Consider the following 14,006-nt stretch of genomic DNA (forward strand, 5'->3'; position numbering starts at 1 on the left):
CCATTGTCGCTTAGGAATGTTGAAGATCTTCTGCATGAACGAGGCATCGATGTCAGCCACGAAACCGTCCGTTTCTGGTGGAACCGATTTGGCCCAATGTTTGCAGCTGAGATCCGTAGAAAACGGGTTAGTCGGATGCGATGTTACTCGAATTGGCAATGGCACCTAGACGAGGTTTTTGTGAAGATAAACGGCGAACTGCACTATCTATGGCGTGCCGTAGATCACGAGGGTGAGGTGTTGGAGTCCTATGTTACGAAACGTCGAAATCGCAAGGCTGCATTGAAATTCCTCAAGAAAACCATGAAACGCCATGGCAGAGCCGAGGTGCTAGTTACCGACAAACTTCGCTCATACGGCGCCGCGATGAAGGTAATTGGTGCCGTGGCGAAACAGGAAACGGGTCGTTGGAAAAACAATCGCGCTGAAAATTCGCACTTGCCGTTTCGACGACGGGAGCGGGCAATGATCCGCTTTAGGCGCATGCGAACCTTGCAGAAATTTGTTTCCGTCCATGCATCCGTTTTTAACCACTTCAATCAGGAGCGCAGCCTTTCCCAAAGAGATCATTTCAAAATGAACCGCACTGCTGCTCTGGCTGAGTGGCGCGGTCTTTGCGCGGCATAAAGGGCAGTCTCACTGGCCTAGCTGAGACGAGTTCGAATTTGTCTGACACCACCCACGGCGACAATCGGGCGGGAGCGAAACCGACATGCTCAGACAAGTGACGCTTGGATCCGTCGCCAAATCAGTGGCCTTCTGCGCATTCTTGCGCGACATCTCAAGCGTTGCGATGCCGAAATAAACGGCCATATTCAACAGCATGAAAAGTTGGTCGAGGATCACACTCGACTGCAAACAATCCCTGGGGTTGGGCCTGTTTTGGCGGCAGTGCTGATTGCGTCACTGCCAGAACTCGGACAGTTAGATCGGCGAAAGATCGCAGCACTTGCTGGCTTGGCGCCGCACGCTTGTGATTCCGGCATATTCTAAGGCAAACGCCGCATTTGGGGTGGGCGGGCTAATGTCCGGCGCGCACTCTATCTCGCGGCTTTCATCGCGTCGCGCCATGATTTCAACTTCAAGGCATTCCGCAAGCAGCTTCAGGATGCAGGAAAACCAGTGAAACTTGCCGTGACGGCGTGCGCAAGAAAGCTACTAACCATCATAAATGCGATGTTGAAAGCAGGCCAAGATTATCGCAAAATAACGGCCTGAATTAAGACAGTTGCTACGTTACGAAACGTCGAAATCGCAAGGCTGCATTGAAATTCCTCAAGAAAACCATGAAACGTCATGGCAGAGCCGAGGTGCTAGTAACCGACAAACTTCGCTCATACGGCGCCGCGATGAAGGTAATTGGTAACGTGGCGAAACAGGAAACGGGTCGTTGGAAAAACAATCGCGCTGAAAATTCGCACTTGCCGTTTCGACGACGGGAACGGGCAATGATCCGCTTCAGGCGCATGCGAACCTTGCAGAAATTCGTTGCTGTCCACGCTTCCATCCACAACCATTTGAATCAGGACCGAAGCCTCTCCCAACGCGATCACTTCAAGGCCAACCGCACCGCCGCACTGACTGAGTGGCGCGGCCTTTGTGCGGCATAAAAGGGCAGGGGTCCTAGCCTAGCTGAGACGAGTTCGAATTCGTCTGACACCACCAACCGAAGCCTTCACCGAAGAATTAGAAAACTGAGATAGAAAAAATGTCGCAACCCAACTTGAGGTCACAGCTTCAGTGATTTCCTCTTTCGAATGAGCTTATCGCGCCGGTCTGTGCAACCGGTTGCAAAAATATTAAACTGGGTTAAAGTAAACTACGAATCAGGGTGGGTCGTGAACTTAGGGAACATTCCGAAAATTAATCTTGAAGTTAAATCGAGGCGTAAAAGTTTCTTCTTTTGTCGCTTTGCGCTCTGAGATTAATATTTGAGGTGCCCCGCAGCCCAACACCTTGTTTTCAACAGTTTTGGACTAATTCCGAATGCCACAATGACGATGGAAGACTTCTGAAAAAAAACGCCTCAATATGAGGTCCCGGTAAAAAACTGTGTGCCGGGCACGCAATGGGAGGATACAAATGAAAAAGATTATTTTAGCCGCAGGTATCACAGCCTTGTTGAGCACAACCGCTTTCGCCGAGCAAATCGGCGTATCGGTTGCACGTTTTGATGACAACGGCTTGACTGTTATGCGCAATGGCATGACCGACCATGCCGACACCCTACCCGATGTTAGCTTGCAGGTTGAAGATGCAACAGATGACGTTGCAAAACAGCTTGACCAGATCAACAATTTCATCGCTTCCGGCGTTGATGCGATCATCGTGAATGCTGTGGATACGAACGCGACTGAAGCGATGTCTAATGCCGCCGCCGCAGCGGGTGTGCCTCTGGTTTATGTAAACCGACAGCCTGTAAACATGGACACGTTGCCCGTAGGTCAGGCGTTTGTTGCGTCCAACGAGATTGAATCCGGCACACTGGCCGCGTTCCGCATGTGTCAAGATTTGCGCGCGCAGGGTAAGTCTGGTGGTGCTAAAGCCTATATGTTGATGGGACAGCTTTCCAACCAAGCAGCAGTTCAGCGTTCGAAAGACTTCGAAGACGTTATCGGCATGGACATGTGTAACTTCATCACACTGATCGACAAGCAGACTGCTGAATGGTCACGTGATAAAGCGCAAGATTTGATGACAAACTGGATCTCCTCTGGCGAACCATTTGATGCCGTCTTTGGCAACAATGACGAAATGGCAATCGGTGCGATTCAAGCTATGAAGGCTGCCGGTATTTCTATGGATGACGTGGTTGTTGGCGGCGTTGACGCCACAGCGGATGCGCTTGTTTCCATGCAAGCGGGCGACATGGACGTAACTGTTTTCCAAGACCTTGCAGGTCAAGGATCAGGCGCCATCGACACCGCGTTGAAATTGGCAAGAGGCGAAGCTGTAGACAAAACTGTCTTCATTCCCTTCAAGCTGGTCACTCCTGAAAATATCGGCGAATTCATGCAGTAAGCTACCAATTCAAGCCAACATATGGGGCGGCCTCTCGCTGCCCCATATCGCACAAAAACCACACAATTTTGGAGGCTGACTGATGTCAGACACAAGCCACGGAACGGGCGGACTGACCTACGACAAGACAAAACGGCAGTGGCCAAACGAATTGAACGTCTTGGGTGCGCTCATTTTGATCGTTATTGTTTTCGAAGTCCTCGGGGCGGTCTTCATGGGACAAAGCCTCCTGTTCGACACAACCGACCGCTTTGACAGTATTTTCAACGAGCAGCGTCTGCGGATTATCATCATTCAGGTTGCCATTATCGGCATCATCTCTCTGGGTGTAACGCAAGTGATCATCACTGCTGGCATCGACTTGTCTTCTGGATCGGTCTTGGGTGCCACTGCGATGATCGCCATGAGTTTTGCACAGGTTTCGATCGTGAACGGCAGCCCAAACCCAAAAGCAATTTTCGGTCCTGCGTTTCTGGATTTGCCAGTTATCGTTCCTATATTTGTCGGGCTAGGTTGCGGGATAATTGCTGGGATGGTCAACGGTATTCTTGTGGCCTATTCGCGCATTCCACCCTTCATTGCGACCCTTGGCATGATGCTTTTCGCGCGTGGTGTGGCGCAGTGGTGGTCTAGCGGCAAACCCGTTTCCTTCCCCACCGAAGCCTATGCGAAAATCGGTGCGGGTATGATGCCCGTGATCATTTTCCTTTCGCTCGCGGTACTATTTCACTTGATTATGAACTACACGGTCTATGGAAAACACACCTACGCGATTGGCTCCAACGAAGCGGCCGCGCGGATGTCGGGCATCAATGTTCCGCGTCATCTGGTGCTGGTCTATGCAATCGCGGGGATGCTCGCTGGTCTCTCTGCTGTGATTTTGACCTCTAAAAACTTGACCGCGCAATCGGGCATGGGCCTGTCCTACGAATTGGACGCCATCGCGATGGCCGTTATTGGCGGTGTGTCGTTGTTCGGCGGACGTGGCTCTATCATTGGTACCGTGATTGGTGCGTTGATTATCGGTGTGATTACATCGGGCTTCACCTTCCTAAGGCTCGGGGCCTATTATCAGGAAATGGTGCTCGGCGGGATTATCGTCGGTGCGGTTGCCCTCGATCAATTGCAACAACAACGTGCGGCAGCTCGGTCTTAGGAGAGTAAAATGTCAGATATTATTCTAGAAACCAAAGGCCTCACCAAACATTACGGCGGCGTTCACGCCCTTGAGGGTGCAGATTTTATCCTACGCAAGGGCGAACACGTCGCGATTATGGGGGACAATGGAGCGGGGAAGTCCACGTTTGTGCGTCAAATCACCGGCGTCGAGCAACGTACGCGTGGCACGGTCACTTTTGACGGCAAGGACGTGCATTTTTCCGGCCCCTTGGATGCGCGCGAAGCAGGGATTGAGACTGTGTTTCAAACGCTGGCTTTGGCCGATGATCTTAACGTCCCAGACAATCTGTTTTTGGGTCGCGAAGTCACCAAAATGAACTTTCTTGGCCCCTTTCGTTTGTTGGACTACAAAGCAATGCGCGAAGCAACAATGGCCGGCTTGGTCAAAACGGGCGTTAAAATCCCCAACATCCGCAACACGATTGCCAATATGTCAGGCGGTCAACGCCAATGTGTCGCCATTGCACGCACGGCAACATTTGCGTCAAAACTGACCATCATGGATGAGCCTACGGCAGCCCTTGGGGTGCAAGAAACCGCGCAGGTTGAAAACATCATTCGCACGTTGAAAGAACAGAACGAAAGCCTTATTTTGGTCAGCCACAACATGCGTCAAGTTTTTGATCTGGTGGATCGGATTATCGTGTTCCGCCGAGGACGTATCGTGGCCAATCTCAACAAGGATGAAACCGATGGGCAGGATGTCGTAGCCTATATCACTGGTGCGAAAACCGGCGCTGAATATGCGGGCGCTGCGTGAAACTAATTGACCTCACAGGCCCCTTCTTTGCGCCCATATGGATACGTGTGGCAATCGTTGCCGTTCTCTTTGGATGGGGTCTGTTTGAATTATCTACCGGGCGGGCCATGTGGGCTGTTATTTTCCTTGGCGTAGCGGGTATTTGCACGTGGCGTTTCGCGACAATTGACTATAGGACAGACGCGGATAATTAATCGAGGAGAGGTCCGATGGCCGTAACTCTGAAAAATGTGGCCGAGCTTGCAGGCGTGTCACGTTCAGCCGTTTCACGGACCTACACCGAAGGTGCCTCCGTTTCCCTCAAGACCCGCGAAAAAGTCATGCGCGCCGCGTTGACTTTGGGCTACAGCCCGAACGCGCTGGCCTCCTCCTTGACCACAGGCCGCACCAAAATGATCGGCCTTGTCTCTAACAATTTTCACAACCCGATATTCCTTGAGGTTTTTGATCTGTTTACGCGTGGACTTCAGGAACGCGGATTGCGCCCCTTGCTGGTCAATTTAACGGATGAAACTGAGCCTGAAGCCTCGGTGCGAATGCTGCGCCAATACTCCGTTGATGGGGTGATTGTTGCCTCGTCAACCTTAAAGCCTGGGTTTGCTCGGGCATTCCGTGACGCGGGCGTACCGGTTGTCCATTCATTTGGTCGCCATTTGGAAAACCCAACTGTGGATGTTCTAGGGATTGACAATATTGCAGCAGGCCGAATGGCCGCGCGTACTTTGATTGAACGGGGTTACAACGAGGTCGCCTTTCTGGGTGGTCCCCAATATGCCACCTCCACCCTTGATCGCGAAACGGGGTTTGTCCGCGAAATTGCCGCGCATAAGGGCATTTCTTGCACGACCAGTTTTGCAAGCGCTTATTCCTTTGAAGCAGGCCGTAAAGAAATGCTTCGCCTCTTAGCTAGCAAGCCGGCACAAGCCTATTTTTGCGGAGATGACGTGCTCTCCATCGGGGCTTTGTCCGCCTTGCAAACCGCCGGATTGCGCGTACCCGAAGATGTGGGTTTGATCGGGTTGAACGATATGGAAATGGCGAGTTGGGCCAACATCAACCTTACAACAATCAGCAACCCTTTAGTTGAAATTATTTCGGCCTCCATTGAGCGAGTTGCAGCTTTGATCCAAGACCAAAGCATCCCGCCAGAAGCCCATCTTTTCGATTGTGAGGTGATTGAGCGCGGAACTTTGCGTCCCGCGCCCTGCCCTTAATTTATTGGAACATCGGCGGACGAGCGTCTAACCACACGCCATCCGATTTTCCCGATTTTGCAACGGCTACAACCGCCGCCATTGACCGCAATCCGTCCACGGCCTTTGGATACAAATCGGCCGCAGGATCCATTGCGCGCCCCTCTTTGCGGGCGTGAATTGCTTCGGCTAAGTCGGTATAGATATTCGCAAATGCCAAAGGCATTCCCTCTGCATGGCCAATGGTCACACGCGAGGTGCGATCCGCTTCAGGCGAGAGATTTGCCTCACCCCGTTCAATGACCTGCAACCGTTGATTCAGAGGCATGTAAAACAGCTGGTTTGGCTGCTCTTGACTCCAACGCAAACCGCCTGTTTCGCCAAAAACTTGAATACCCAAACCATGCTGGCGCCCGATCGCGATGCTCGAAGTCCAAAGCCGACCAACGGCACCGCCATCCATGCGGAAGTTGACCATTGCGTCGTCTTCCAGGACACGTTGCGACAGACAAGACACTGTATCTGCAGACAATTTTGTCACCTCTTGGCCTGTTACAAAACTGGCCATATGCATCGCGTGAATACCACAATCCGCAAACTGCGCACTAACGCCAGCCAAAGCGGGATCATAGCGCCAACGCACGCGTGGGTTCTCTGCGTCGGCGGCATCCGCGTGATGACCATGAGCAAACTCTGCATTCACCAACCGCACCTTGCCAATGTCTCCGCGCGCAATCATTGCCTTCATATGGCGCACCAAACTATAGCCAGAGTAGCCATAATTCACGGCACAAATATTACCCGTTTTTTCGGCAATTTTGACAATCTCTTCACCCTCTTCGACGGTCATCGTCATGGGTTTTTCACAGAGCACATGGAAACCGCCCTCAAGGAACCCCTTGGTGATTTCAAAGTGCGTCGAGTTTGGAGTGGCAACCGTCACCAGATCGACTTTGTCGTCGCCGCGCTGCTTTTCTGCCTCCAGCATTTCCTGCCAACCGCCATAGGCGCGATCCCCCAATCCAAGGCGCTGGCCGTATTCAATGCCTTGCTCAGGGCGGTGATCCAACGCCCCTGCGGTGAACTCTAACAATCCATCCAAGCCCGAACCCAAACGGTGTGCTGGGCCGATTTGACTGCCTTCACCGCCGCCAATCATACCCCATTTCAATTTTTTCATGCGGTGTCTCCCTAGAATCCGATGGATTGCAAATAGTTGCGGTTCAGTTTTGCGTCGTCGATAGGCGAGGTGTCGCCCTCAGGGTCGCAATCCTGTTCAACGGTGCACCAGCCATTGAAATCATTGTCCAACAACAACTGCCGTAAAGCGGGGAAATCAACATCGCCGTCGCCCAAATTACAGAAAATTCCCTGCCCACAAGCCGTGTAGAAATCCGTACGCTTGGCCACAACATCGGCTTTAACCTTGGGGTCGATATCCTTGAAGTGCATATAGCTGATGCGATCAATATGCCGCTTCATAAACGCAACGGGATCATAACCAGCATAGGAATGATGCCCCGTATCAAAACAAATCTTCAGGATGTTTTCATCGACTTCACTTAAAAGGCGCTCCAACTCCGGTTCAAAATCAATGAACCCAGCAGCGTGGGCGTGAATGCCAACCTTTAGGCCGTATTCTTCGGTCCCCAAACGCGCGACAGTGGCGATGCGGTCACGAAAGGCCGTCCATTCCGCCTTGTCCATCTGCTCAGCTTCGCTCGCGCGTCCTGCGGTCGGCGCGCGGCGTGGGGATATACTGTCGATGAGCACCAAATGCTCTGCGCCATGTGCTTTTAGGGCCTCGCACGTCCGGACGGCACCGTCCATCACGTTGTCCCACATATCAGGATCATGGAACGGGCGGAAAATAACGCCCCCGACCAGTTCTTGGCCAAATTCAGCCAAGGCATCTGCCAATATTGCTGGGTCTTCTGGCATAAACCCTACAGGTCCAAGTTCGATGCCGGTGAAGCCCGCGCTTGCGTTTTCTTGCAAAACTTTGCGCCACGCGGGATTACGCGGATCATCTGCAAATTCCACGCCCCAAGAGCAGGGCGCATTGCCTATTTTAATCATGTTATTACCCTTTTTAAAAATCTGAGATCTGAACCCAGGCTTGTTTTTCACTCGACGCGAGTGCAGCGGCGACGACCCGATTGACTTCCATACCTTCGGAGAAAGTCGGCCAGATGTTTCGTTTTTCGTGGATGGCACGCAGAAAATCATGCGCCTCGATAATGATAAGGTCTTGGTACCCCGTGCCGTGGCCTGGCCCCTGACAAAATGCCAAATAATCCGGATGGGCTGGTCCCGCGAGTATCTTGCGAAAACCGCGTTCTGCCTCTGGACCTTCCATTGTATAGAGATGCAGCGCGTTCTGGTCTTCCTGATCAAAGCGGATTGCGCCTTTGGTGCCAAAGATCTCATAGGCGTAGCCCATCTTACGACCCGTCGCGACACGACTAAAGAACAGATGCCCCTGTGCACCATTCTCAAATTTGCACATCATTTGCGCCTGATCGTCGTTGGTAACAATACCGCCAGGGCGGTTGGCATGCACGGTTTCTACGTTTGCATTGAGCGAGGCAATCGGACCAATCAGCGCCCGTGCTGCATTGATCATATGCGGGGCCAAATCGCCCATCGTCCCATTGGCCGCGCCTTGCGTGCGCCATGTTGCTGGCAAACTGGCATCGGCCAGAAAATCCTCCGTATGCTCGCCCCGAAACCAAGTGACATCGCCAATGCGCCCATCGGCAATCAACTGGCGGGCGTATTGCGACGCAGGCGTACGAATGTAATTAAACCCAACCATGTTAACACAACCAGAAGCCTCAGCTGCAGCCAGCATAGCACGGCTTTGCGCCAGAGATTCCCCAAGCGGCTTTTCGCAGAACACCGGCTTGCCGATCGCAAATGCCGCCTTCGCGATTTCACAATGCGTTGATTGCGGAGACGCAATCACAATGGCCTCAACTTTTGAATCCTCCACAAGAGCGCGCCAATCGGTCGTTGCTCGGGCGAATCCATATTTGTCACGGTATGTCTGTGCGCTTTCCTGCGACGTTGCACAGACCATTTCCAACACAGGGCGCAATGGGGTTTCAAAAAGGCTCCCAACAGAGCCGTAGGCCGCAGCATGCGCTTTGCCCATATAGCCGCCGCCAACAATCCCTATGCCTATTTTCGTCATGCCGCCCCCCAAAGTAAAAGCACTATTGCAACCGGTTGCAAATTATGTAACCTTGTTTATGCGCAGGGGTCAATACCCATAACGTTGCGCATCTCAAATGACTACGCGTGGAGAGCACTTTGGCACAAGCGAACGAGACGGTTACCCTAACAGTTGCACAGGCAATTGTACGCTATTTGGCAGCGCAATACATTGACATTGATGGAGAACGCGTTCGACTGTGTGGCGGTGGCTTTGGCATTTTCGGTCATGGAAATGTCACGTGTTTAGGCGAAGCTCTTTACACCCACAAAGATGAATTGCCTCTTTATCGCGGCCAAAATGAGCAGGGCATGGGATTTGCTGCCGCAGCTTACGCCAAGGCCAATCTGCGGAGTCGATTTATGTTTTGCACGGCCTCCGCGGGCCCCGGAACGGCCAATCTTCTGACCAGTGCCGCCTTGGCCCACGCCAACCGCCTCCCAGTTTTGATGCTGTGTGGCGATACGTTTGTGACCCGCCTCCCCGATCCAGTGCTGCAACAGTTGGAACATTTTGGCAATCCGAGCCTTGGTCTCAATGACGCGTTCAAATCCGTAAGCCGTTTTTGGGATCGCATCACCCATCCCGCGCAAATCCTCCAATCCCTCCCCGCAGCCCTCGCCACACTGTTGGACCCCGCCGATTGCGGCCCCGCGTTCATTGGACTGCCGCAAGATGTTCAGGGTTGGACATATGATTACCCCGTCGTATTCTTTGATGAACATGTGCATCGCATTCGCCGCCAAGCCCCCGACATGGCGGAGGTTGCCGATGCCGTGGCGCTTCTAAAGTCTGCCAAACGTCCGATGATTATCGCAGGCGGTGGTGTGCAATATTCGGGTGCCGTATCCGAGCTGACCAAATTTGCCGAAGCGCATAATATTCCCGTGGTGGAAACCATTGCAGGTCGCGCCAACATGCTCGCGACCCACGACCTAAACATTGGTCCTATTGGGGTTACGGGCTCGAATTCGGCGAATACAATTGCAGAACAAGCGGATGTCATTCTAGCGGTGGGCACGCGCCTTCAGGATTTCACGACCGGTTCGTGGACAGCCTTCGCGAAGGACGCAAAGATCATCGGGTTGAACGCCGCGCGTCATGATGCGGCGAAACATATGTCGTTGACCGTTGTGGGCGACGCAAAACTGGGAATTACCGCGCTGAGCGATGAGCTTTCAGGATATCAAACCCCCGCCGGTTGGACAGCATTTTCCCGCGACGAACGCAGCAAGTGGAATACCTATGTAGCCCAAAACACCAGCCTTGGAAATGGCCCCTCTTCCTATGCACAGGCCATCGGCGTTGTGAACGCTGCGTGCGATTCCCGCGACCGCATCGTTGCCGCCGCAGGCGGATTGCCCGCCGAAGTCACCGCAAATTGGAACACTTTGGACATTGGCACGGTCGATGTTGAATTTGGCTTCTCTTGTATGGGTTATGAAATTGCTGGTGGTTGGGGCGCGCGCATTGCTCAATCCGAAAACGAACCAAACCAAGACACCATCGTTTTCACGGGCGACGGTTCTTACCTGCTGATGAATTCGGATATCTATTCCTCGGTCCTCACCGAAAAGAAACTGATTGTTCTTGTCTTGGATAACGGTGGATTTGCGGTGATTAACAAACTCCAGAACAACACTGGAAACGAGAGCTTTAACAACCTCATTTCGGACACCCCCACCGCTACACATCAAGTGAGTGTCGATTTCGAAGCCCATGCGCGCTCCATGGGGGCGCTGGCGGAAACCATTGAAAACCCTGCCGAATTGGCGGATGCATTTGCGCGCGCGAAAGCCGCAACGCAAACTTATGTCATCGTTATGAAGGTCGATCCTTATGACGGCTGGACAACAGAGGGCCACGCGTGGTGGGAAGTCGGGACGCCTCATACCTCAAAAAGCGAGCGCGTAAATACCGCCCACAAAGATTGGGAGGCGACCCGCCCCCGGCAGCGGAAGGGCTTATAAATGTCCACACTTTTTGACGGAATTAAATCCAACAATTTTGTTGTCATCGGACGCGCGGGAATGGATTTCTTTCCCGACCCTCCCGGCACGGCGACCGAAGACGCTGTCACAATGACAGTTGGATTGGGTGGCTCTTCAGCCAATATGGCAGCAGGAATTTGCAAACTTGGTGGCAAAGCTGCGTTGGTTACGCGCGTATCAGACGACAGCGTCGGGCGGTATTGCATCAATCAATTGAAACGATACGGCGTGAATACTACCCATGTAACCCCCGTTGGCGGCGAATATCGCAACTCGCTGGCCGTCTATGAAACCCGTGTCGAAAACCACCAATCGGTAATCTACCGCAACGGTGCGGCCGATTTCCAAATGGATAAATCGGATGTGTCGGCTGTTGATTATAACGCTTTTGGCGCCCTTATTACCGCGGGCACCGTTTTTGCCGCTGAACCTTCTCGCGCTGCAACATTTCATGCATTTGATTTGGCCCGAGCTGCGGGTCTGCCCATTATTTTCGATGTGGATTACCGGCCCTACTCATGGCCATCTGCTGAAGTTGCCGCGGATGTTTTAAGCCGTGCCGCAGCGCAGAGCGACATGATCGTAGGCAATGACGAAGAATTCGGCTTCATGGCAGGTGGCGTCGAAAAAGGGCTGGCCAAGGCGCGCGAGCTTTCCCAAACAACGGCCGCCGCAGTGGTCTACAAAATGGGACATGAAGGGGCGATTACTTTTGTCGATGGGCAGGAAATTCGCACGGGTATTTATCCGGTTTCGGCTCTGAAACCCACAGGTGCGGGAGACAGCTTTATGGCTGGCTTCTTGACCTCAATCGCCGGTGGTTACGATTTAAAAACAGCTATTTTGCGTGGCTCTGCTTGCGCCTCCATCACCGTGTCACGTCCGGGCTGCGCGCCCGCGATGGCAGACACTGCAACACTCGAAAAATTTCTGGCCGACCATTCCGGCCCAACAGAAAGCTAGGAAAAATTCATGCATATTGCGCCATTTGATAACAACAACAATCCGATCGTAGATATTGATGATGCCACTGTCCCGTTGAACTATTTCAACATTGTCAAATTGACGAAGGGGCAAGCATTTGAGTATTCGGTTCCCGGATATGAAACCTGCATTGTCCCAGCGACAGGTACGATTGAAGTGGATATCGAAGGGTTCAAAGTGAGCGGCCTTGGCCTGCGCAAAGCTGACGTGTGGGATGGCGAACCCGAAGGCGTGTATGTACCGACAGCGGCACGTGCGACCATGGTTTGTACAAGTGACACCGCAGAAGTCTTCGTCGCAGGCGCGCGCTATGACAAGGTTTTGGATGCGTTTGCCGTACGGTCCGACGAATTGGACAAAATTCAATATGGTTCTGACGACACCAAAACCCACCGCAAAATCAAGCACATCCTCGGTACAAAATACCACGGAAAAGTTGGGCGCTTGCTCGTTTCTGAATTGTTCACCGTTGGTGAAGGCGGTTGGTCTGGATTTCCAAGTCACAAGCACGACACAGACCGCCTCCCCCTAGAAACACGCCACGACGAGACCTACAATTTTCGTTTCAAACCCAACCACGGTTCCGGCGTTCAGATGCTACAAAGGGAAGACGGCAAGGCAGGCGACGCATATCACATCGTTGATGGCTCCACGATTTGTCTGGACTCTGGCTACCATCCCTGCGCGGTTCTTCCGGGTTATCAGATGTATTATTTCACCATTTTGGGTGGTTTGTCTCAACGCTCCTTGGTGCAATATTTCCAACCCAGCCATGCCTATCAATTGGAAACCATTCCAGGCATCAAAGACATGATTGCGAAGTTTAAATAATGCCCCTTGTAACCTTAGCCGACGTGCTTCAACCCGCCTTAAAAGGCAACTATGCCGTGGGCGGATTGGTCACACTTGGGTGGGAGGATATGCGCGCCTTCGTAGCGGCTGCCGAAGCGGAAAACTGCGCTGTAATTCTACAAGCGGGACCTGGATGTCGGGAACATACGCCACTGCCCGTGCTGGGAAAAATGTTCCGGTATTTAGCCGAAAACGCCTCTGTTCCAGTCGTGGCTCATCTTGATCACGGCTATACCTATGACGAATGTTCCTTGGCGCTCGATAGCGGATTTACATCGCTGATGTATGATGGCTCTCGCAAGCCACTGGCCGAGAACATTAAAGAAACCAAACAAATAGCAGAAATCGCTCATGCGGCAGGCATTTCATGCGAAGGCGAAATTGGTTTTGTTGGCTATTCCAATGGCGAAAAATCCGCAGGCACTGACCCGTCGGAAGCGGCCATTTTTGCGGTGGAAACTGGCGTCGACGCCATGGCGATTTCCGTTGGAAATGTGCATTTACAGGAAAACAAAGAAGGTGGGCTGGATGAAGGTCGCATTGCCGCCATCCAAGCGGCAACAACAGTCTCACTGGTCATCCACGGCGGGTCTGGCGTTCCGGTAGAACAACGCGCCCGTCTTGCGCACAGTACCAATATCTGCAAATTCAACATCGGTACCGAATTGCGCATGGCCTTTGGCGAAGCGATGCGCACGGCGATAAACGCAGATCCAAAACGCTTTGATCGTGTGTCCATCCTAAAGGAAACCCACGATCCCACAGTAGCCGCCGCTCGGCGCGTTCTCTCTGCTTTGAAAGGCTGACCA

At 52.7% G+C, this 14,006-nt stretch carries 13 protein-coding genes and 1 pseudogene; 11 read left to right on the plus strand and 3 right to left on the minus strand.

Annotated elements, in window-relative coordinates; genetic code table 11:
- The 7 genes and pseudogenes from AB9F26_RS02705 to AB9F26_RS02735 all read left to right on the plus strand — a co-directional run.
- A partial coding sequence (locus AB9F26_RS02705; protein WP_369767216.1) for an IS6 family transposase occupies positions 1-627 on the plus strand: 627 nt, incomplete at its 5' end.
- Positions 628-831: 204 nt separating this feature from the next.
- On the plus strand, positions 832-993 hold the full coding sequence (locus AB9F26_RS02710; RefSeq protein WP_369756955.1) for a transposase: 162 nt from the start codon (positions 832-834) through the stop codon (positions 991-993).
- 239 nt (positions 994-1,232) lie between these two features.
- A pseudogene (locus AB9F26_RS02715) lies at positions 1,233-1,610 on the plus strand (DDE-type integrase/transposase/recombinase); the annotation flags it as partial.
- 472 nt (positions 1,611-2,082) lie between these two features.
- Positions 2,083-3,021 (plus strand): sugar ABC transporter substrate-binding protein, encoded by a 939-nt coding sequence (locus AB9F26_RS02720; protein WP_335586807.1) that lies wholly within the window; start codon positions 2,083-2,085, stop codon positions 3,019-3,021.
- Between the two features lie 82 nt (positions 3,022-3,103).
- Positions 3,104-4,177, plus strand: coding sequence for an ABC transporter permease (locus AB9F26_RS02725; RefSeq protein WP_335586808.1), 1,074 nt, complete (start codon positions 3,104-3,106; stop codon positions 4,175-4,177).
- 9 nt (positions 4,178-4,186) lie between these two features.
- Complete coding sequence (locus AB9F26_RS02730; protein WP_335586809.1) at positions 4,187-4,960, plus strand: ATP-binding cassette domain-containing protein; 774 nt, start codon at positions 4,187-4,189, stop codon at positions 4,958-4,960.
- 209 nt (positions 4,961-5,169) lie between these two features.
- Entirely contained in the window at positions 5,170-6,174 is a 1,005-nt protein-coding gene (locus tag AB9F26_RS02735; protein ID WP_335586810.1) for a LacI family DNA-binding transcriptional regulator, read from the plus strand.
- 1 nt (position 6,175) lies between these two features.
- Here AB9F26_RS02735 and AB9F26_RS02740 read toward each other — a convergent pair whose 3' ends face one another.
- Genes AB9F26_RS02740 through AB9F26_RS02750 form a run of 3 tightly spaced genes read right to left on the minus strand, consistent with a single transcriptional unit; the run spans position 6,176 to position 9,349 of the window.
- Entirely contained in the window at positions 6,176-7,333 is a 1,158-nt protein-coding gene (locus tag AB9F26_RS02740; protein WP_335586811.1) for a Gfo/Idh/MocA family oxidoreductase, read from the minus strand.
- Between the two features lie 11 nt (positions 7,334-7,344).
- Positions 7,345-8,232: a TIM barrel protein gene (locus AB9F26_RS02745; RefSeq protein WP_335586812.1), complete on the minus strand. Its 888-nt coding sequence runs from the start codon at positions 8,230-8,232 to the stop codon at positions 7,345-7,347.
- A gap of 13 nt (positions 8,233-8,245) precedes the next feature.
- On the minus strand, positions 8,246-9,349 hold the full coding sequence (locus AB9F26_RS02750; RefSeq protein WP_369757965.1) for a Gfo/Idh/MocA family protein: 1,104 nt from the start codon (positions 9,347-9,349) through the stop codon (positions 8,246-8,248).
- Positions 9,350-9,468: 119 nt separating this feature from the next.
- On the opposite strand from AB9F26_RS02750, the gene iolD reads away from it, so the two are divergent.
- The 4 genes from iolD to AB9F26_RS02770 are packed head-to-tail and all read left to right on the plus strand — an operon-like array spanning position 9,469 to position 14,003.
- Entirely contained in the window at positions 9,469-11,340 is a 1,872-nt protein-coding gene (iolD, locus tag AB9F26_RS02755; RefSeq protein ID WP_335586814.1) for a 3D-(3,5/4)-trihydroxycyclohexane-1,2-dione acylhydrolase (decyclizing), read from the plus strand.
- Complete coding sequence (iolC, locus tag AB9F26_RS02760) at positions 11,341-12,324, plus strand: 5-dehydro-2-deoxygluconokinase (protein ID WP_335586815.1); 984 nt, start codon at positions 11,341-11,343, stop codon at positions 12,322-12,324.
- 9 nt (positions 12,325-12,333) lie between these two features.
- Positions 12,334-13,176 (plus strand): 5-deoxy-glucuronate isomerase, encoded by an 843-nt coding sequence (locus AB9F26_RS02765; protein ID WP_335586816.1) that lies wholly within the window; start codon positions 12,334-12,336, stop codon positions 13,174-13,176.
- Positions 13,176-14,003 (plus strand): class II fructose-bisphosphate aldolase, encoded by an 828-nt coding sequence (locus AB9F26_RS02770; RefSeq protein ID WP_335586817.1) that lies wholly within the window; start codon positions 13,176-13,178, stop codon positions 14,001-14,003. The genes AB9F26_RS02765 and AB9F26_RS02770 overlap by 1 nt, the downstream gene beginning before the upstream one ends.
- Positions 14,004-14,006 lie beyond the last annotated feature (3 nt).

The organism is Falsihalocynthiibacter sp. BN13B15, assembly GCF_041205415.1.
Classification (GTDB): Bacteria; Pseudomonadota; Alphaproteobacteria; order Rhodobacterales; family Rhodobacteraceae; genus Falsihalocynthiibacter; species Falsihalocynthiibacter arcticus.